General features: G+C 31.7%; 12 protein-coding genes. 5 read left to right on the forward strand and 7 right to left on the reverse strand.

Annotated elements, in window-relative coordinates; all coding sequences use genetic code 11:
• The first annotated feature begins 97 nt into the window (after window positions 1-97).
• The 5 genes from mazG (at window position 98) to ABD077_RS19275 (ending at window position 9,508) form a co-directional block, all read left to right on the forward strand.
• Window positions 98-871 carry a nucleoside triphosphate pyrophosphohydrolase gene (gene mazG / locus ABD077_RS19255; protein ID WP_343913872.1) on the forward strand — a complete coding sequence of 258 codons (774 nt, stop codon included), beginning with the start codon at window positions 98-100 and terminating at the stop codon, window positions 869-871.
• 268 nt (window positions 872-1,139) lie between these two features.
• Window positions 1,140-2,666, forward strand: coding sequence for a helix-turn-helix domain-containing protein (locus tag ABD077_RS19260; protein ID WP_343913873.1), 1,527 nt, complete (start codon window positions 1,140-1,142; stop codon window positions 2,664-2,666).
• Window positions 2,667-3,232: 566 nt separating this feature from the next.
• Complete coding sequence (locus tag ABD077_RS19265; protein WP_343913874.1) at window positions 3,233-4,696, forward strand: helix-turn-helix domain-containing protein; 1,464 nt, start codon at window positions 3,233-3,235, stop codon at window positions 4,694-4,696.
• Between the two features lie 343 nt (window positions 4,697-5,039).
• A complete protein-coding gene (locus ABD077_RS19270) occupies window positions 5,040-8,072 on the forward strand; it encodes a SusC/RagA family TonB-linked outer membrane protein (protein WP_343913875.1) in 3,033 nt (1,010 codons plus the stop codon).
• A 26-nt stretch (window positions 8,073-8,098) separates the two neighbouring features.
• Window positions 8,099-9,508, forward strand: a complete 1,410-nt coding sequence (locus tag ABD077_RS19275; protein WP_343913876.1) for a RagB/SusD family nutrient uptake outer membrane protein — start codon at window positions 8,099-8,101, stop codon at window positions 9,506-9,508.
• Window positions 9,509-10,608: 1,100 nt separating this feature from the next.
• On the opposite strand, the gene ABD077_RS19280 is transcribed toward ABD077_RS19275, so the two are convergent.
• The 7 genes from ABD077_RS19280 to ABD077_RS19310 form a co-directional block, all read right to left on the reverse strand.
• Window positions 10,609-14,049: a starch-binding protein gene (locus tag ABD077_RS19280; protein ID WP_343913877.1), complete on the reverse strand. Its 3,441-nt coding sequence runs from the start codon at window positions 14,047-14,049 to the stop codon at window positions 10,609-10,611.
• Window positions 14,050-14,317: 268 nt separating this feature from the next.
• Window positions 14,318-14,947 (reverse strand): class I SAM-dependent methyltransferase, encoded by a 630-nt coding sequence (locus ABD077_RS19285; protein WP_343913878.1) that lies wholly within the window; start codon window positions 14,945-14,947, stop codon window positions 14,318-14,320.
• Between the two features lie 16 nt (window positions 14,948-14,963).
• On the reverse strand, window positions 14,964-17,015 hold the full coding sequence (locus ABD077_RS19290) for a DUF349 domain-containing protein (protein WP_343913879.1): 2,052 nt from the start codon (window positions 17,013-17,015) through the stop codon (window positions 14,964-14,966).
• Window positions 17,016-17,154: 139 nt separating this feature from the next.
• On the reverse strand, window positions 17,155-17,883 hold the full coding sequence (locus tag ABD077_RS19295; RefSeq protein ID WP_343913880.1) for a shikimate dehydrogenase family protein: 729 nt from the start codon (window positions 17,881-17,883) through the stop codon (window positions 17,155-17,157).
• Window positions 17,880-18,908 carry a DUF368 domain-containing protein gene (locus tag ABD077_RS19300; RefSeq protein WP_343913881.1) on the reverse strand — a complete coding sequence of 343 codons (1,029 nt, stop codon included), beginning with the start codon at window positions 18,906-18,908 and terminating at the stop codon, window positions 17,880-17,882. Before ABD077_RS19300 ends, ABD077_RS19295 begins: the two co-directional genes overlap by 4 nt.
• A gap of 7 nt (window positions 18,909-18,915) precedes the next feature.
• The gene (locus tag ABD077_RS19305; RefSeq protein ID WP_343913882.1) at window positions 18,916-19,881 is read right to left on the reverse strand and encodes a DUF368 domain-containing protein; all 966 of its coding nucleotides are present in this window, start codon (window positions 19,879-19,881) and stop codon (window positions 18,916-18,918) included.
• Between the two features lie 120 nt (window positions 19,882-20,001).
• Window positions 20,002-21,399, reverse strand: a complete 1,398-nt coding sequence (locus ABD077_RS19310; protein WP_343913883.1) for a tetratricopeptide repeat protein — start codon at window positions 21,397-21,399, stop codon at window positions 20,002-20,004.
• Window positions 21,400-21,754: the final 355 nt, after the last annotated feature.

Raw genomic sequence — 21,754 nt, forward strand, 5'->3', positions numbered from 1 at the left:
AAACATCAAATCTATACTTTTTTGAAAGAAAAAGACTTTCAAATGAAAATTTAATAGAAGATTTTATTATCATTATTTTTGAATTAAAACTAAACTAATGAATTCTAGAGCAGATCATTTAAAAGCCTTTGATAGATTACTTACAATCATGGATGAGTTAAGAGAACAATGTCCGTGGGATAAGAAGCAAACGTTACAATCATTAAGATATTTAACGATAGAGGAAACTTATGAATTAGGAGATGCTATACTAGAAAATAATTTAGATGAAGTAAAGAAAGAACTCGGAGATCTGTTATTGCATATTGTTTTTTATTCAAAAATTGGTAGCGAAACAAATGATTTCGATATTGCAGATGTAGCAAATTCTATATGTGAAAAACTGATTAACCGTCATCCTCATATTTATGGAGATGTAATGGTTGATAACGAAGAAGATGTAAAACGCAATTGGGAAAACCTCAAATTAAAAGAGGGTAAGAAAAGTGTCTTGGAGGGAGTTCCGAAATCTTTACCTGCAATGGTAAAGGCAAGTAGAATACAAGATAAAGTAGCGGGTGTAGGATTCGATTGGGAAGAACCGAAACAGGTTTTCGAAAAATTAGAAGAAGAACTTTCTGAGCTCCAATACGAAATCGAAAAACAGGATATAGATAAAATAGAATCTGAGTTTGGAGATGTATTGTTTTCCATGATCAATTATGCCCGATTTTTAAACGTTAATCCTGAGGACGCATTGGAAAGAACTAATAAAAAATTTATGAAACGTTTTCAGTTCTTAGAGAATAAGGCTAGGGAAAAAAACAAAAGTTTAAAAGATATGTCATTAGCAGAAATGGATGTGTTTTGGGAAGAAGCTAAAAAGCTTTAGTTCATTATAGAATTAAGATTATTTTTTAGTTGTCGAATAATTAAAAAGATGTATTTGTGTCTTTTTTGTGATTTGTTTTTAATTGTATTTATTGAGTTTTTGTACTTTTTTTACGGTAATACCATATTTTTCATAAAATTTTAATGGTCTGTAAACCCTCGGTTTTACTGAATTTTTTAGTAAGATATTATCGGGAAACCCCTCTTTATGAAAAAATTATGAAAAAGTTATTGTAAATTAGGTGGTATAATTATGTAAAAATAATTGTGTGGCTAACTCAAACAAAAATACATCAATATCGTTATTGAGTGTTCTTTTATTAATGCTCATTTATTCTTCTTTTAATGGATGGAGCAGTACTTCCTATGATATAAATAAAACAAAAAATACTTCTTCATTTTTATTAACAGATAATGAAAATAGCACGAAACATTATCAGGAGGTAATAGATGAATATTTGCAAAGTTTGAATGAAAAGAAAGCTGATTCCCTCGCTGTATTTCAGAAGTTAGCTTTTACATACTCTGAAATGAATGAACCAGAACTAGCTGTACAATATATTGATAGGTATGTTAAAGCAAGTTTAGATCTTAACGTTGTAGGGCACAGTTTTTTTGATAAAATTAGTGATTCAAAAGCATATCAGCTGTTAGCGGCTAAATATCTCAAAAAGATAGATGTCTGGTCTATAATCTGCTTATATATTGGTCTTATTGGTTTTTTTGTCTCCATTGTTCTTAATCTTAGAAAAAGATCAGATAAGGTGGCTAATCTTTTGATGAGCTTTTTTGTTTTACTACATTCCTTTTTTATACTACATATTTGTGCTTTGCTAACAAATTATCAATACTATTTTTCACATAGTTTATATATATCTACTTCTTTTTCTTTTTTATATGGTCCTCTAATATATTTTTATTTCAAAAGGGTTATACAGAAACACAAGTTTAGAAAATATGACCTATTACATTTGGTACCAACTTTACTCTTAATTGTTGGTATTCTTATGCCAATTTATTTACAATCTTCTGAAGAAAAACTACGAATATTAATACATGGAACCTACCCGTACATAAGACTTATTACTATTGTTAAATTAGTTTCTTTAATTGTTTATGGGGTCTTAGTTATCAGAATGTATTTGAAATCGTTAAGAATAAAGAATACTCGTAAAATATCTAGAGTAAAGTTTATTTGGCAAAGAAATATTGTTGTTTTTTGTTCGCTTTATATTATAACATATAGCGTATACACGTTTTTAATCTTTTCTGAAATTTACAGTGGATTTTTATTTAATATGCAAGTTGGTTTAATGGCATCTTTAGTATTGTATGTGAGCTACACAGCATTTGTACAGCCAAGTATTTTTGGTAGTCTTAAAATAATAAGAACTCAACCAAAAGATAAAATTCCTGTAATTAAATATGTAAAATCAGGGCTTACAGAAAGCTTATCAATAGAATTAAAACAAAAGTTATTACATCTATTAAATGATCATAAAGTCTATAAGCAAAATGATATTACATTACAGAAGTTATCTGAGTTAATGGATACCACAAGGCATAATACTTCTCAGATTATTAATGAGCATTTTAATTTGAACTTTTTTGAACTTATTAATAAATATAGAATTGAAGAAGCAAAAGAGCTGTTAAAAGAAGAAAGACATAAAAACTTTAATATTATTGATATTGCCTATGAGGTCGGTTTTAATAACAAAGTAACGTTCAATAAATCTTTTAAAAAGTATAATCAAATTACTCCTTCTGAATATCTTAAATCATTAGTTGCTTAGTTTTTTATACGTTTTAAATATACTTTTCTTTCCTTAATAAAGGAATTATAATTTATTGATGTTAGTAGATTGGGGTATAAAAAGTTTTCCCGTCTTACATTAGAAACTACTTCTGTTTTCGAGTAATTCATTAAATGAAGCAGTATTTTTCGTTTAACATCATTTTGGTCTATATATAAAATATTTGGGTAGAGTTCGATATAGGCATTTAAGAGTTCCGTTGATAAGTACATTATACGTCATAATTAGGATGATTGACTTAACAGGTAGGATGTATTAATTAAGTGTTAATTAACACTATTATTAGTTAATGATTTAACAAAAAAACTGAAATGTTTTTGATGTTTTTTTCTTTTTTAATATGTTGATCAATAGAATTTTAAATGTTTTAAATAAGCTTTAGTATTATTTAATAATCGTCATACATGTATTTAAAAAATATTGTAAAAATGGCTCTACACTAATAGTATTTTTACCCATCCCTAAATATTCAGGTGAATATGTATCAAACTCAACGTAATATAAAATCCACATCAATGTGGATAACTCTTATATGCTTAATTTGCGTGACTGATCTACGCGCTAATAATATCGAATTACCCTCTTATGATTATAGGACTAATCAAATTAAAAAAATAGAATTAATAAATTCTTTTTTCAATTCATCCTATCATAATGAAGCCACTTTGGGATACAATGATGTACCGAAAACAAATTACATTGATTCTACATATTTATTTAAAAGAATTGCTTTTGCTAATGCTAAATCTGAAAATCATGAAGAAGCGGTTCTATATATTGAAAAATATATAAAAGCGACTTTGGATGTTTCATTTGTTGACCATAGCAATTTTGAATCATTAAAAGGTTCAACGCCCTTTAAGAAATTACAAAAAAAATATCAGCGAAATATAAATGGATGGGCTTTATTCTGTCTATATGTTGGATTTATAGGAGTTTTTATTTCTACAATATTAATCTTTAGACCTGTAAAAGATAGAAAAGCTAATCTGCTAATTGGCTTTTTTCTTCTGTTGCATTCATTTTTCGTTCTTAGGATTAGTGTTTTTATTACAAACTATGAATTTTGTTTACCTCATACCTTATATATATCAGCCTCTTTTTCTTTTTTATATGGACCGCTTATTTACTTCTATTTTAAACGAATCAATGAAAAATACACTTTTCAGAAAATAGATTTATTACACCTAGTTCCTACAGTAATATTCATAGGGTTAATAATTCCAGTGTATGCATTGTCGAGAACTGAAAAACTGCACATGATTATAAATAATGAGAGACCTTATGCTTTATTAATAATGATTGCTAAGTTAATATCTTTAACAGTTTATGGTATTTTAATAATCTTAAAATATAAAAAGAGGAAAATTACCCATAGGATGACTAGTCAATTAGAAACTAATTGGCAAAGAAATCTAATCTTGTTTTATAGTTTTTATACTATTTTCTATGGATTTTATGTTCTTGTTTTTGAAAAGTACGAGATAGGGAGTTTACTTTTTAATTTACAGGTTTTTGTTATGACTTTTTTAGTGCTTTATATAAGTTATAATACATTTTTTAATTTAGCATTAGTAAGAGAAAAAGACGGTTTAGTTGTGGCAAAAGGTGAGAGTAGATTACCAAATAATTACAAATACAGCTCTTCCAGTTTAACCACAAAGTTGTCTATAGAATTGAAAGATAAATTGGTTTATTTATTGGATAAGGAAAAAGTATATAGATACAATGACATTACGTTACAAAAACTTGCTGATCTTTTAGATACAAATAGACATAATACTTCCCAAGTCATAAATGAGCATTTTGGTCTTAATTTCTTTGATCTTATTAATTCATATAGAATCAATGAGGCCATAAGTATTCTTAAGAAAGATAAATCAAAAGGAGTAAATATCATTGATGTGGCGTATGAAGTTGGTTTTAATAATAAGGTTACTTTTAACAAGTCTTTTAAGAAATATAACGACGTTACCCCTTCAGAGTACCTCAGAAATTTTAGTGTATAGTCCCTATTTTTTTATCAGTTTTTCACTTCGCAAAAGCTAATAAATGAACTCTATAGTTAATGTATTCACTAATAAATGAATCTTCAAGAATAAAATTAGGTAAATAGGTAAAATTTTATCGGTAAATAGGTAAAGCTTGATCAGTTTTAACTAGTTCAACCCCCATAATTACTTGCTTTGTCAGAAAATTGCAGAAAGGAGTAAGGGAAATTGTATTATCTACGAAATTATTTGATTCCTTTTATAATATGTCATTAGATAAATTGAATTAGCCATCAATCTCAATTTACCTTTTCTCCCTTCTGTAATTTCTAACTGAGGTTTAATTTATGAAATTTTATTTATGAAACAACTTGATTACAAATTATTACTATTTGTTTTTTTTCTCTCTAGTATTGTTTTTGCACAACAAAAAACAATAACGGGTACAGTAACGGATAGTGACGGATTACCTTTGCCAGGTGTAAACGTGGTGGTAAAAAATACGACCAACGGGACACAAACTGATTTTGATGGTAATTATAGTATTGATACAAACAAGGGAGCTATATTAACATTTAGTTTTGTAGGTTTTACTACAAAAGAAATTGCGGTGGGTGACGGAAGTGTGATAAATGTACAACTAGAAACATCAGCCGATGAACTTGAAGAGGTAGTAGTAGTAGCATATGGAGCGCAAACTCAAAAAAAATTAGTTACTAGTGTTAGTACTGTTACTAATAGTGATATCCAAGATATTATTACAGATTCTCCACAGAATATTTTACAAGGGCAAGCTGCGGGTGTTCAAGTGTTTTCTAGTTCTGGAGGTTTAGGAGCTTCTCCGACAATTAATATTAGAGGTAATAGTTCTATAACAAGTAATACTAGACCTTTATTCGTGATAGATGGTGTGCCTTTAGGAGATGCTTTTACTACTTTTAATCAAGGAACTGGAGCTGGGATTAATCCATTAGCAAGTATCAATCCAAATGATATTGAAAGTATATCTGTTTTAAAATCAGCCGCAGCAGCTGCACTATATGGATCTCGAGGAGGTAACGGAGTGGTACTTATTACCACAAAGAAAGGAAATAAAAACGGTAGAGTTACGGTAGATATAGATGTGAATACCTCATTTGCGAACATAACAGATACTCCAGATTTGTTAAATTCTCAGCAATATATTGATTTTACTACGCTTGTAAGAAACGGCTCGGCTGTAAGTGCAGGTCCACTTACTGACGCGGGAGGTGAGTTTGATGCATTAGATGCTGTTTTAAGAACTGCAGTGAGTCAATCCTATAACTTTAGCGTTAGAGGTGGTAATGAAAAATCAAATTACTTCATTGGGGCTACGCGTGAAGATATTGAAGGTATAAGAGTAGGAGATAATTTGGAAAGAACAAGTTTTAGATCCAATATTCAAGTGAATGCTACTGATTGGTTAAAAACCACTTTAAACGCAAACGTATCTCATAATAGGTTCGATAGGGTTCCTAATGAAAATAGTTTCGCTTCTCCTTACACTATTGCATTATTACAAAGACCAGATGTAGAACCTTTTGATGAAAACGGTAATTTTACTACAACAGGTAATGTTGGAGGTGGTAATGTAATTGCACAAGAAGCATTAAACCTGAACTTAGCTACTACAACACGTATTGTAGCCAATGGTTCTTTAGATTTTAATCTATCTTCTTTAATCGATGGTTTAAGTTTTAAACAAGACGTAGGAATCGATAGAGTTTTTACCGAAAATCAACAGAGAAATGTTGAATTGTTAAATCCAGAGGGATTTGCTGCTAATTCTGTATTTCAACAAAATAGATATATTCTTAACAGTTTATTATCATATAATAAAACTTTTGGTGATGCTCATAATTTGAGTGTTTTAGCAGGATCTTCCTTTGAGGATAATCAATTTAGAAACGTTCAAACGCAAGGAACAGGGTTTTTATCCGATGCGCAACAAAATATAGAATCAGCTTCTACTTTTCCTGTTACATCTTCAAGCGGTGATGCTACTAGGTTAGTATCTTATTTAGGGCGAGTTACTTATGATTATGCTGACGGAAGATATATTCTCGAAGGCTCTATCAGGAGAGATGGTTCTTCTGTATTTGGAGCTAATAATAGGTTTGGAACATTTTGGTCTGCAGCTGTTGGATGGAATATTTCTGATGAAGCTTTTATGGATAATGTAGAATGGATCCAGGGATTAAAATTAAATGCAAGTTATGGTACTACCGGAAATGATAGAATTGGTAACGCAAATCTTTTCCCAGCATTAGGTCTTTTCGCAGGAAATAATTTTAACGGTAATCCAGGATTGACACCGTCGACACTTAGTAATCCAGATTTACAGTGGGAAAGTACTACAACACGTGACGTAGGATTAACAGCTGCATTTTTTAATAGAAGGTTAACGTTTAACGTAGAATACTATAACAACGTAACAGATGATTTAATTTTATTCGTTCCTGTTGATCCAACATTTAACAATGGAATAAATGGTGTGAACAGAAATATTGGAGAATTAGAAAATAGAGGAGTTGACCTTACTATAGACGCTGTTATACTTACAGGGGCAAATGATGGTCTTAAATGGACTTCTAGTTTAAATTTAGGGTTTAATGAAAATGAAGTAACAAATCTTCCGGATGGTATTAGTGTAGATGAAAGAGGAAATAAATTTGTAGATAGGACAGGAGGATCCCTTGCGTTTTCAGGACAAAGAGCTATAGAAGGATATTCCGTAAATTCTTGGTATCTAATTCCATATTTAGGAGTGAATCCTCAAACTGGAGATGCTGAATGGTTAGGAGCTGATGGTAATCCTACTACCACTCCGGTAGCTGCAGACAGAAGAATCGTTGGGCAGGCTAATCCAGATGTAGTTGGAGGTTTTTCTAACGTATTTACTTATAAGAATTGGTCATTAAATACATTGTTTAATTTTTCTTTTGGTAATGATATTTTACTAACATCTAGAGCATTTACAGAAAATCCAATAAGCGGATTTAATAAAACAACAAGAGTGTTGAATGTTTGGCAACAGCCAGGTGATCAGGCGTTTATTCCAAGCCCTGATAGTCCAACTATAAATACATTTAACCAAAATTCAACAGCGCAGTTAGAAGACGGATCTTTTGTTAGGTTAAAAAATGTTACTCTATCATATTCACTTTCAGATAGTTTGTTAGATAAGATTTTTGTTAATAAAGTGAGATTTTATGCCACGGCTACTAATTTGTTAACTTTTAAAAGTGATGGATTAGACGGGTATGATCCAGAAGTATCTAATGGTTCCGATGGTTTTGATGCTGCAGGTCAGGATTTCTTCACCTTACCTCAGGCATCAACATATACTTTTGGAATTAATCTGTCCTTTTAAACCGTTTAACGATATAATTTATACGTATGAAAACAAGAATAAATAAAAATAATAAATTTAGTTTACTGTTATTAGCTTTAATAGTAATACTAACTACTTCTTGCGAAGATAGAGTAGAGTTATTACCAGAGGATCTGACAGTTAGTGATGTTGTATTTTCGAATGGTCCATTAGCGTTAGGTGCTGTAACAGGTATTTATAATTTGTCGCAACAAGATGATGTATTAAATGGGACATTACAGTTTAGTACAGAATGGCAATCTGATAATGTAGAATTTATTGGAACATTCACAACATTTGGAGAGATTAGAGATTATGCTACTTTAGCAGCGAATACTTCAATTTTTGCAATGTGGGACGATAATTACGAAGTTATCGGAGCAGCAAACCTAGTAATTGATAATGTTCCTTTAGTTCAGGATGATAATTTCACAGATGCTCAGCGAGCACAAGCGATTGCAGAAGCCAGGTTTATGAGAGCATTGGTATATTTTAATATCTCAACTATTTTTGGACAACCATTGCAAGTAGGAGAAGGGGTAAACAATTTAAGTGTTCCTCTTGTAGTGTCTTCAGAGCTAGGTCAAGAGTTACCAAGAGCTACTTTAGGACAGGTGTACGATTTTGTCGAGACTGAATTGTTAGATATTATTTCAGATTTACCATCAGATACCAGGATATTAGCTAATCAAGGAGCTGTTAATGCATTGTTAGCAAGAAAGGCACTTTATGAAGAGCGTTGGAATGATGCCGCAAATTTTGCAAATGATATTATCAGTAGTTCTTTTTATAGTTTAGCCCCTGATTATACTTTTTACGACTCACCTGATTCACCAGAGCATATATTTACATTGGTTAATGACGCTGTTAATGGACAAGATTCCGGACAAGGTTTCTCTGGATTAAGTAATCCTGTTAATGGTGGTAGAGGTGATGTGCCTTTTTCTCAAAATTTATTGGATGCCTATGCAGAAGAACCAGGAGATTTACGATTTGATAATTTAACACAAACAGGACCTGGAGCAGAAGGTGCTGATAGAATATTTACAAGTAAATTTCCAGAAGATGTTAATAATTCCGATGATGCACCTGTATTAAGAGTGACCGAAATGTATCTTACTAGAGCGGAAGCAAATTTTAGAGGAGGAACAGCTATAGGAGCTACACCGTTAGAAGATATAAATGCTTTAAGAAGCAGAGCTGGATTGCCTGATTTAACAAGTGTTACTTTAGAAATTATCTTAAACGAACGTAGAAAAGAATTGGCATTTGAAGGACAAAGAAGAATGGATCTTTTGAGAAATAACTTGAGTTTAAGAAGACCTGGACAACCTAATGAAGCATTATCTGCTCCGGGAATGGATAGAACAATATATCCAATACCACAAGGAATTAGAGATTTGTCTCCTTTCTTGGATCAGAATCCTGGTTACTAATTTAAAATTGTGATAGGAATTTAATAAGAAGTGTTTTATTAGAATTACTTTTCATTAATTACTCTAAAAGGTCATTGTCGGTATACACCTTCAATGGCCTTTTTTATTCATTTAAATACGCTATCTGTTATATTTTAAAAGATTAAATATCTTAATTTAATTTATTAAGATCTTACTATAGAGGTTTTAGGATATCTTGTATTAGAATATAAAATATTATCGATTCGGTTTTAAAAAATAAGTTTCGTGTATTGTTAGTTTTAAAATGTAACCGTAATCATCGCTTTAAAATCTGTTATAAAAAGAGATGAATTAACATGTCACAATTTTCTGTAATGCTACTTATGTTAAGACTCGTGGATGTGCCTTTTTTGGGTAAGATTTTAACGTACTGGTAAAAGGTAATCTTTGTCGGCAAGGTAAATGTTTATAGGCTTTACCTAATTTTTTTTTCGCTATAACTTCCTTTACCTAGTAATCATATATAGGCAAGAGAATTACCGATAAAGGTCGTGTAGTTTATTCTTATCGGTGATGTATTATTGGGTTAGCCTTCAATATACTCTTGCCTTGCTTTTTAATTTATCATAGTATAAAGTTTTAAAAAAGCGTGTGATAAAAATATCTTCTAGAGATAGAAGATATTTCTTAAAAAATGTAATTAAGTCTCTAGAACGATCAAATACTATAATCTCAGATGCAATCAACTTTACACGCTATGAACTATAATCCTAAAAGATGATTAGTATTTTAAAGATTTACATAGCATTATATAAAAAGATAATAATGGGTGATTGATCCATTAAATTATAATAATTCTTTAGTAATGCTAATTTCAAAAAGAGAAAGGGATGCTAAACCTAATTTGGTGCAAAATCTAGGATATGGAAGTTAATTGTTGAGTTTTTATACTTTTTTAAAACTGCCTAGGAATGAACATTGAAATTATCTTCATCAGTAGAGTGGTACGTAAAAATGATTTTTCAAAATAATTTTCTAGGTAGTTTTTAATGTAGGATTTGCTTAATTTATCATATAAAAACCCTTACTCATAGCTATATAACTTAAGTAAGGGCTTTTGTTTAGTAAATGAACACTTCCTAGCGTTTAATTACCTTTTTAGTTAAAGATTTACCATCCATAGTAATTTTACAAAAGTAAATACCACTGGCTAATGGTGTTTTACCAAGTTCATATTGATGAATTCCTTCATTTATTTTACCATTGATAATGGTTTGTGACGCACCGTATACGTTTATTAATTCAATTTTTACGAGACTGGTTGATTGTCTAACTTGTAGTTGAAGTACAGATGTTTCTTCAAGAGGATTTGGAAATACTTTTACATCTTCTACGGATAGTTTGTCATTAGTATTGTTTAATCTTAAGTTATCCGGATTTTGATCATACCAAGTTCCATTATAGTACCACCCATTCTGACACCTATTAAGATCAGGTGTTTGTGATGCTCCATTATTACTAAATATTAAATTAGAACAAGAAGTATTAGATAAGGTATAGCTATACCAACCATTAGAGTCCAAAGTCATAGCTTCACCAGGCCAAGATGTTGTTATGCCAGATGGCGTAGCATTCCAAAAATAGATTGTTGGTGATGTAAAAGAATCTGATTTAAAATACAAGGTAAGATCTTGATTCTCTTCAGGATTACTATCGTACCAAATGCCGTTATAATACCATCCATCTCCACATCTTTGAAGATCTTCTGTTTGTGATGCGCCATTATTGCTAAATATAATATTAGAACAACTTATATTGTCAAAAGTAAAAGAATACCAGTCGTTACCAATAGGAGTCATTACTACTCCAGGCCAAGGTACATTACTTGCTGTTGGAGTAGTGTTCCAATAGTATATAGAAGGGTTTGTTAAATTACCTTTGTAATATATGGTCATCGAATCAGTAGTTCCGTCTGTAAATGTGAAAGAATTGCTTGCTATTGTAGAAGTTAATCCTTCCGAATCATATGCAATTGCTTTTATGGTAGTATCAGATGTAATGGATATAGGGTTCGTATAACGAGTTGAGGATGATGAAGGATCATTACCATTTAATGTATAATAAATTTCAATTCCTGCAGAAGAATTGTCTGTAGCACTTAATGTAATGTTTACAGTTTCTCCGATGTTAAAAGTTCCACCGTTTGGAGATATAGATACCACTGGAGGGGTATTAACATCAACTCTAGGATCAGTATCATACCATACTCCATCATCGTACCATCCATCTCTATCTCTTGTTAGGTCATCAGTTTTAGCACCGCCATTATCATTAAATAGTAAATTAGTACTCTGAACGCCTTCAAAAATATATTCATACCATTCAGAATTGTCTATTTGATTCATTTGAGGACCTGGCCAATTACTAGTTGGTAATACATCTGGTGATTCATTCCAATAATGAACATTAGCCTGAGACCAAGAAGATGGTTTCTTAAAATATACATGTAATCCTTCAATAGGACCAATTCTATAATTTTTTGTTAGAATATCTGAAGCTACTCCATCTCTATCGTAGGCGATAGCTTTGATAGTGGTAGATTCTATGATCGTAAATGCACTGTTATATAAAGTACTCGAACTATTTGGAGTAGATCCATCCAACGTATAATAAATAGCGTATGGGGCACCAGCTCCTCCAACACCATCCATAGTAATTTGAATAGGATCTTCGGAGTTGGTAGTATTTGGATTCATTATAACTACAGGATTACTTGGTCCATTAACGCAATTCTCGAAGAAACCACCACCGCAGCCTCCAATGAGTCCAGGTCCATTAAGTACGTAGATCCCAGCGGATCCTGAGGTTACGGTAAAATTTAATACTCCGTTTTGTGCAAAAATTTCTCTTCCAGTAACAGCATCTCTATATACACCATTAGTCATTCCGGAGATGTTAAAAGAAGCATTTCCATCTTTTGCTAGTCCTACAGCAACTTCACTATTTTGATGTACTCTGCGATACGATACCGCATTTCCTGGAGCTTCTTTCCAATCCCAACTTCCTTTTTGGAGTGCTGGAACAGCTTTTCTAATAGCATTTAACTTTCTTATATGTTGGTATATTTTATGGCTAGGAGCTTGGTCTATTACATCTCCGTAGTAGGCTCTACCAGTTTTATCAATTGATTGTTCGATACCTGCAGCATTATGAATATCATTAAATTCTCCAGCTTTAAATCTCATTTCAGTTCCATAGTAGACTACCGGAATTCCTCGCCATGTAAACATAAAGTTCATACATGCGGCTAAATTTTCATCAGTACCGCCATATCTTCTATTCCAATCATTATTAGGACCAAAATCATGATTGTCTAACCATGTTATCAAAGTCGAGGGATCACTATATAAATGGTCATAACGTGCTGCTGCTTTCACTGTTGGGAAAGACTGTCCTTCTTCAAAAGTTCCGTGAAATGTCGCTTCACCAAAGAAATCAATTACAGCAAGATCTAAAGGTTCTGAATTGTTTACTGCACCTCTCCAAGTATAATAATGAGGATTGATTTCATCAACAGGATGTAACTCGTGCCTTAGTTGCGCAACTTCTCCAAAAATAAAGAGATCAGGGTTAATAGCCTTAAAAGCATCGTAGAAATAAATGATATCTTCTTTACTCATATGCTTAACTGTATCCCAACGAAATGCATCAACTCCCATATTAATAAATGTAGCATAAGCATTTACAAGATAATCTCTAACTAATTGACTTCCTGTGTTTAAATCCGGTGTATCTCCTGCTAAAGCTCTGTTGTGTAAATTTTCTATATCATCAAAACCTTGTGCAAATCCATTCCCTGAATGATGATACCAATCTGGATCCGAAGTGTCTACATAGCTTTCTTTGCTAGGAAAATTAAAGGCAGAAAGATCTTGATTGTAAGGAGGTGGCATTTCTGCAAGGTTTGCACGACTCCAAATTAATCCATCTTCTGGATTTGGTGTTAAACCATCATACTCCCAATTAGGGTTGTCTGGCGCGTACCACGGTTTGGTGGGATCTGTATTGTACTTTATTTCAGCTACATCTTTAATCCCAAAACGACCTGCATGATTGGTAACAACATCTAATACAATCTTCATATCACGCGCATGAACTTCATTTATCAAATCCTGAAACGTAGCTCCAGGAGATTCTAAACGGGGATCAACCTTTGTAAAATCCCAAGCATGATAACCATGATAATCCAAAGGACTTCTATTATGTACAATAGGAGTAATCCAAATAGCTGTGAAACCAAGATCCTTGATATAGTCTAGTTTTTGAATTAATCCTTTAAAATCACCTTTCCACGTTACATCATTAGGATCTGTAATGGTGGGGTTGATATTCGGGTCTGGATTGTAGGAGGACCATTCTGTAGGTACATTGTTATTAGGGTCACCATCAAAAAAACGAGTGGTTAAGAGGAAGTAAATAGTTTCTTCTCTAAAATCAGTTTGGGCATTTACAAAAAATGAATTGAGTGATAAACTCCATAGACAAATAATGCCTAAGAGTTTAGGTAGTGAGTTTTTCATAAGTTTTAGTGTTTGAATTGTGTCTTGTGTAATAATCTTCTTTTAAAAGAAATAGTGTTTAAATTGTCATATAGTTATAAAGTTTCAAGTATTATTGCGTTAGTAATATTATTTTATCGATAAAAATGATAATTATGCAATTTAGGGAATAAATAAGTACTAATAGAAGTAGTTGATTACTCAAACGTTTTCGTGTTGATAAGATTTGTAATAAGAGTATTGTAGAAGGTATAATATTTGAGTTTTGTTAGATATAAAACAAAATACCTTATCGTCTAAAACAAATCAGCTTGTCAGAAATAATTAGTTTGCTAAAATTAAATTTAGACTTTATGCATTGCAATGTCTTTTCTGTGTAAAAGAAAACGTGAGTAGGGTCGTTTTTATACCACCAAGAATTAAAATTAATGGATGAATTATAAAGATAAGTTTTACAATATAAGGTGCCATTTTCTTTAAGTAAGGAATGTAGTAGAGCAAATTCCTTATTTGGATGATGAAAATGTTCCATTACTTCGCAGCAAGCAATATAATCATAGGTTTGTATTAATGCATTGGGATTGGGATCGAAAAAGGGATCATACGTAGTAACATCATATCCTTGTTTTCGGAGCATTGTAGTTATGACCGGTCCTGTTCCACTACCAAAATCTAAACCTTTTTGTTGTGGTGTATAGTTTCTTGCGATAGCATTAACAATAGGAGATACGAAGTTCTGATATCCAGGATCGGTTACATCATTATTATGAATTTCATAACGTTCTTTTTCTTGCGTATCTGTTAGGTAAAAAGAAAAATCTAATGATATCCCATTACAGTTAATGCATTGATAATATATGCGCTCTTGTATTTCAGTAAATTTCCGGGTTTCTGAACCACAAAGAGCGCAATTGATCATTAAATCTATAACTTAATTAAAGTTCTTTGATTTTTTTGAGTTTATTTTTCCAAACGTTTAGACTTTCCTTATGTTTTTCAATGTTTTTTCTCACATCAATCACAAGGGGGTTGGAGTCATCTGCATTTTTGAAAAACTGTAAATTATTTTCTAGTTGTCGAATTTCATTATGAACCTCCTCTATTTTTTTACGAATAAAGTTTTGTTCATTGCGTAGTGCTCTATCATCTGATTGGTTGGCTAAAGAATTTAATTTATTCTCATATTTAATCATTTCCGTTTCTTGACGACTTAGATTTAATTGCTCAAAAAATCCGTCCAACACTTTATGATAATCCGACTCTATATTTCTTTTTTTATAAGGTACTCTCCCTAAACTTTTCCACATTTTTATATTATCCTTAATGGTATCTAAATCGTTTTTAGGATCACCAGATAACTTTAGTTCTTTGAGAGCTTCAATATGTGCTAGCTTTTTCTCGTAAGAAACTAATTCTTCCTTATTTGCCTCATTTTTCTCTGCATGGATTCTATCAAAATAAAAGTTGCATGCATCCTTAAATCTTTTCCAGATACGGTCACTGTCTTTTCTAGGCACATGACCGATCTTTTTCCAGTCGGCTTGGATTTTTTTCATTAACGGGGTAGTAACAGAAAAGTCATCACTATCCTTATTATCTTCAGCAATTTTGATCAATTCCATCTTTTTGTTTAGATTCTCGAATTGATCTTTTTTAAGACCTTTATAAAAGGCATTTTTATTTCTGTTAAAATCTCGAACCGCACTTTTAAACTGACTCCAGGTTTCTTCGTTAGCACTTAATGGAACTTTTCCTGCTTTAAAGAAATCTTCTCTTAATGCTTCTATTTCCTTAATTTTTTGTTGCCATCCATTGTGATTTTTAGGATGGTCAGAAGAAACTTCGACTATTTTAGTAATGATTCCTTGCTTTACCAATAAATTCTGTTCATAAACCTTATCCTGAACTTTGAAAAATTCTTGTCGGTTTTCATGAATTTGTTTGGTAAGAGCACTAAATTTTTCCCAGATAGGTTCTCTATATTCTTTAGCAACAGGACCTAAATCTTCCTTCCACATTTTATGAAGAATTTGTAATTCTCTAAAAGCTCGATTTACATCTGTTTCTTGTGCAAGTTCTGTGGCACGCTCGATAATTTTTAGTTTCTGTTCTAGATTATGCTTGAAATCAAGATCCCTAAAGTCTCTATTGAGATGAAGGAAATCATAAAAGTTTTCGGTATGGTGATGATACGTATTCCAAACGGTGTTGTATTTATCTCTTGGAATCGGTCCTGCATTGTGCCACCTTTCTTTAATTTCCTTAAAGTGATTATAAGTAGAATTAATATTTTCTTCTACGTTTAATAGTCCTTTAAGCTCTTCAATAATATCTAATCTCTTTTGAAGATTTACCTGAAGGTCTTTTTTTAGATTTTGGTAGTAAGCGTTTCTTTTTTCTTTATAATCAAAATAAACAGAATTGAATTCTTTTTTAAGAGGAGTAGAGTAGTAAAAATCAATAATGTTACCACCCTCAGCTAAGAACTCATCTTTTTTCTGTTCTACTTCTTCATTAAATTTAGCGTTAAATTCAGTTTTAATCTCTTCTACATGCTCTTTTATAGCTTGAATCTTCTCATTTTTTATAAGATGCCTTAATTCTGAGATAAGCTGATCTTTAGTCATGGCATGATAATCTTTCTTTTCAATATCATGACGTTCTAATTTTGCCTCATCTTCGCTATCCTTAGCAACTGCCTCATCCATTTCATTTTGAATAGCGTCATCGGAAGATTCTGCAGGAACCTCTTCCTTAGGAATTTCTGCTACCACTTCTTCTTTTTCTGAAGATGATGGTTCTTCTGTCGTAACTTCGTTATTAGAAGCTTCTTCTACTTCTGCACCATCATTTGGCGCATTTTCTTCTACTACAGGTGTAACAGATTCAGATTCTTTGGTAGTAGGATTCTCTATGCTTTCAATAGGAGATTCAGCCTTTTTTTCTTCATTTCCATCTGCCTGAGGCAGGTTATCGTGTGTGGACATCGTATTAATGTTTTTGTTTATCGGAGATTAACGATTGTCTAAGATACTAACATCTTATATAAACTCAAAGCAAATACTTTGTTTTAGGAATTACATTTGTAGGAAAAGTATATTATTTATTAGGAAGTAATATCAAAAATTATGAATTCCAGATTTCCCAAGATCTTTCTGCTTGTAGTACAAGCATTCGTAGACCATTAATAGTTTTGGCACCTTTTTCCTTACCTTTTCTCATAAAGGTTGTTTCTTCTGGATTATAGATAAGATCGTATAAAATATGATTTTCGCCTAGATGCTCAAACGGGATATCTGGATGATTTTGAACTTTAGGGTGTGTGCCTAAAGGAGTACAGTTGATGATTAATTTAAAATCTCTGATAATATCTTCATCCAAATCGTTATAACTAAGTTCTTTAAAATCTGGATTTCTAGATACAAAAGTATACTTAATATCTAGTTTTTCTAGCGCATAGGCAATTGCTTTTGAGGCGCCGCCGGTTCCAAGAATGAGTGCTTTTTTTACTTTTGGGGTAAGTAGTGGTTTTAGTGATTCAGTAAAACCATAATAATCACTATTGTATCCTGTAAGCTTTCCATTATTTTCAAACTTGATAACATTAACAGCTCCGATTTCTTTTGCTATTGGATCCAAAGTATCTAAATATGGAATCACTTCTTCTTTATAAGGAATAGTGACATTCATGCCATGGATTTCCTTATTTTGGAGTACCTCTTTAAGCTCTTCAATAGATTTAAGATCAAAGTTTATGTAATGATGTGGTAGATTTTCTTTTTCGAATCTAGTGGAAAAATAATTTCTGGAAAAGGAGTAGCCTATATCTCTTCCTAATAATCCATATGTACTCATATTGGTTTGGTTTTTACAGTTTTTTCTCCATACCATTCTAGCCATAGCACAATTCCTATACCCACGAGAATAAAAAAGAAAGCAATGTATGTAGACATGATTGAAAAATCTGGTAGATATCGATCGTAGTTATCAAGTATTGGATTGCCTTGTGCATCTATTAAAATTTGACCTACTTCATCTTTTTTATACATTTTATATTTCCATGGCCAAACTACTCCTAATGAGCCTGTAATAAAACCAATAATCGATGCAAAAGTGGCATTTTTATAATGTTTTAATACGTATCCTAAAAAATGTGATAACGTTACTAATCCGGTAATAGAACCAAGACTAAAAACCACGAGAACTTTTAATAATCGGATTCTATTTTCATTTTCTGTAAAAGATAAATCCCATCGTATAAGATCTGCTATGGTATCGTATAAAGCATTTACAGAATCTACGAGTAGTAGTACATAGTTTCCAAATAAGATAAGAATAAAAGAACCTGACAAACCAGGCAAGGTCATACCAGAAACACCAACAATTCCACAGAAAAACACAAAAAATAAGTTGTCATTCTCTTTTGCAGGCTCTAATAGACTAATGCTAATCCCCACAATTGTACCAATAATGATAAAACAAATATTGCGTCTATTCCAGTCATCAAAGTCTTTTACGATATAATAGATAGATCCGATAATCATCCCAAAAAAGGCGGACCAAACGTATAACTCGTAATGAATGATTAAATAATCCAATATTTTAGATACACTAAAATAGCTAATGAGCATTCCCAAGATCAGCAATGCTAAAAACCTACCATTAATATATCTCCAGAAGCTGGAAAATCTAAAGTTGATAAATAATTTGAATGCTTTGAGATTTATTTTCTGCAAAGAGTATATGAATTCTTCATAAAAACCAGCAACAAAAGCAACTACTCCTCCAGATACACCAGGTACTTTGTTAGCAGCTCCCATAGCCAACCCCTTGATGACTAAAAAAAACTTATCGCTAAACGTTCTGGTGTTTTGGGCCATGAATTATTTACTTTTCCTTTTTTGTTGCAAGTCGCTCTAATATAAGAATTAAAAGAAAACCAATAGTAACAAAAATAAGCACCCACATTACTCTAGGATCTCCTTCATAACTTGCTGGTAGAATACTTTTTTCTATAAAAGGTACTTCTATGCCTTCAGAGTTTGTTCTCCATGAGAGTACTTCTTTCCAAGGCCAAAGTTTATTTAAAGAACCGATCATAAAACCAGTTAGTAATGCTAAAGTGATATTTTTATGATTGTCGAACATCCAATTGAGAACTTTAGAGAATAGTTTTAAACCGGCTACAGCTCCAATTCCAATTATTACGATTTTATAAAAAGATTCCCATAGCAAACTAACATTAAAGGTCGTGAGTCCTTCTCGAAACTGATTCAAGATTCCGATAAAAGTTTCATAAGCTCCTAGAATCAATAAAATAAATGCGCCCGAAACTCCAGGTAAGATCATAGCAATTATAGCAATGAACCCGCAAAACAATAAGTACCAAAGACTTTCTGGAGAAGCCATAGGTTCTGCAATTGTAATAAAATAGGAGATTACAGCAGCTAATACAATACTAATAAGGACTTTTGGGCTCCATGCAGTAATCTGTTTTCCTATGTAAAGGATACTTGCGAGTACTAATCCGAAAAAAAAGGACCACAATAATAAGGGTTCATTATGTAATAGCCATTTAATTATTTTGACAAGAGATAGAATACTAATGGCAATTCCAACAAATAATGCTACTAGAAAAGAAAGATTGTATTTTTTCCAAGTATCTTTTAATCCATCTTTTTTCCAGTCTTTAAAAAATGCAATATTAAGATTGTTTATCGTAGAAATTAATTCTTCATAAATGCCAGATATAAAGGCGATGGTACCTCCAGAAACTCCAGGAACAACATCAGCGGCTCCCATAGCAATTCCTTTTAGTGAAACTAATAGGTAGTCTTTAAGACTTCGTTGCATTTTTTGTGCTTTTACAATGGTTATACAAACAAAAGTATGTATTTTTTGTTGTAAAACATGCGGTTATCTAAGGAAATTGAAAGACTCAATTTTATTGTAAAATAAACAATAAATTAGGTGTTATATTTTGTATTCTGAAATAATATTTTGAACTAAAGAAAGGTTGAAAACCGATTCAAACAGCTCTTCTAAAACAATCGTATATTCCTGATCTAATTCCAAACCTTTTCTAAGATGGAATTCCCCTTTGCTATATTCTTGTTGTTCATAGTATAATCCAGCTAATCGATATTGAATCTCAGCATTTTCAGGATAAAACTCTATAGCTTGATTCATGTTTTGAATCGCAGCATCTGATTCACCAATATATTTTAGTATATCAGATCTATTAAGCCAAGTTTCTAACTCGTAATTACCCAGTTCTAACGCTTTTCTATATCCACGTTCTGCTTCTTCGAAAAATGCCAGACGATTATTAATCTTAGCATAACGTTTCCAATAAAGCACATTTTCTGCATCGATACTAATCGCTTTATTCGTGTAATAAAGTGCTTTTTGATAATTGCGCTTTCTCATGTAAAAATCAGTAATTGCAATCCACCCTTTATCTAATAACGGATCTTCATGTACCGTTTTAGAGAAATGTTGAATTGCTAAATCATCGCTTCCAAGTTTTTCAAAACATTTTCCTATTCTTAATAAAGCAAATGAAGTTGGATCATCTAGTTCTAAGGTGATACGATAATTTTCTATTGCCTGTTCATATCTCTTTAGCTTTTCTAATACTTTTCCTTTTTCTAAGTATGCACCGATAAAGTATTCATCACTAATGATAGCAAAATCAAAAGCAGCTAATGCTTTTTCATATTCTTTGATGTCAAAATATTGCTTACCTACCTGATGCCAGGCTACTTCGCAATATGGGTTTTTATCCAAGAACATATTAAGATACGTGATAGCTTCTTCATGTTGTTCCAAGAAATCAAAACAGTAAATAATGTTATACAAAGCCGAGTAATCTTGATCATCTGCCTCTAAGCATCTCATGAAGTTTACTTTCGCATTTTCGAAATCATCCATAAACAGATATTCCATTCCTATGAGGGAATAAACATCTGCCTCGTCTCCGGTATATTGTAATGCAGTAGTTAATAGCTCAATTGCTTTTATATGATCATTTTGTTTAGAAAGGATGTTAGCTTTCTGAATATAAATTTCTTCGTTTTCAGGCTCTAAAGCATGAAGCTGCGCTAAAAGATGATCTGCTTTATCCAAACGATCTTCGAAAACTAAAACCTCTACTTGTAGTAGCTTTAAGTTAACAGAAGATGGATGTTGTGAAAGCCCTAAAGAAATAGCTTTTTTCGCTTTAGCAATTTTCCCATTTTCTAAATAATGATGGATTATTGATTCAAACTCATCAGAATCAAAAAATTTCACATCATTAGATCTCAGCATAGACTCGTAACGACTAATTGAGAAATTGTTGTCTTCGAATTCTTCGTGGTTAAATTTCATCCGCTTGTGTTATTTAATAATATCAGATGTCATTCGCATGATTATATCTCTATTATAGAAACGTAATATATGCTCATTTCATACACGTTGATTAAAGATGCCCAATAAATCATAATCGTATTACAAACTTTTTTTGTCTTCCCCAACAAATAAGAGTAATACAAAATACTTTACATAATTTATTGTTAGCATTATTGATTTCCTCTGTATTAAAATTACGAATGAAATGTCATCATACTACTTCAGAAATCAATTGTTTTTAACAAACTAATTAACAAAATGTGTACCATTTAAAAATGAATGGTTTAACATGTCCATTAAAAAAAGCCAGATGTTCTATCGAATTGTGTTTTTG

This window comes from Aquimarina litoralis (genome assembly GCF_039523995.1).
In the GTDB taxonomy this organism is placed as follows: domain Bacteria; phylum Bacteroidota; class Bacteroidia; order Flavobacteriales; family Flavobacteriaceae; genus Aquimarina; species Aquimarina litoralis.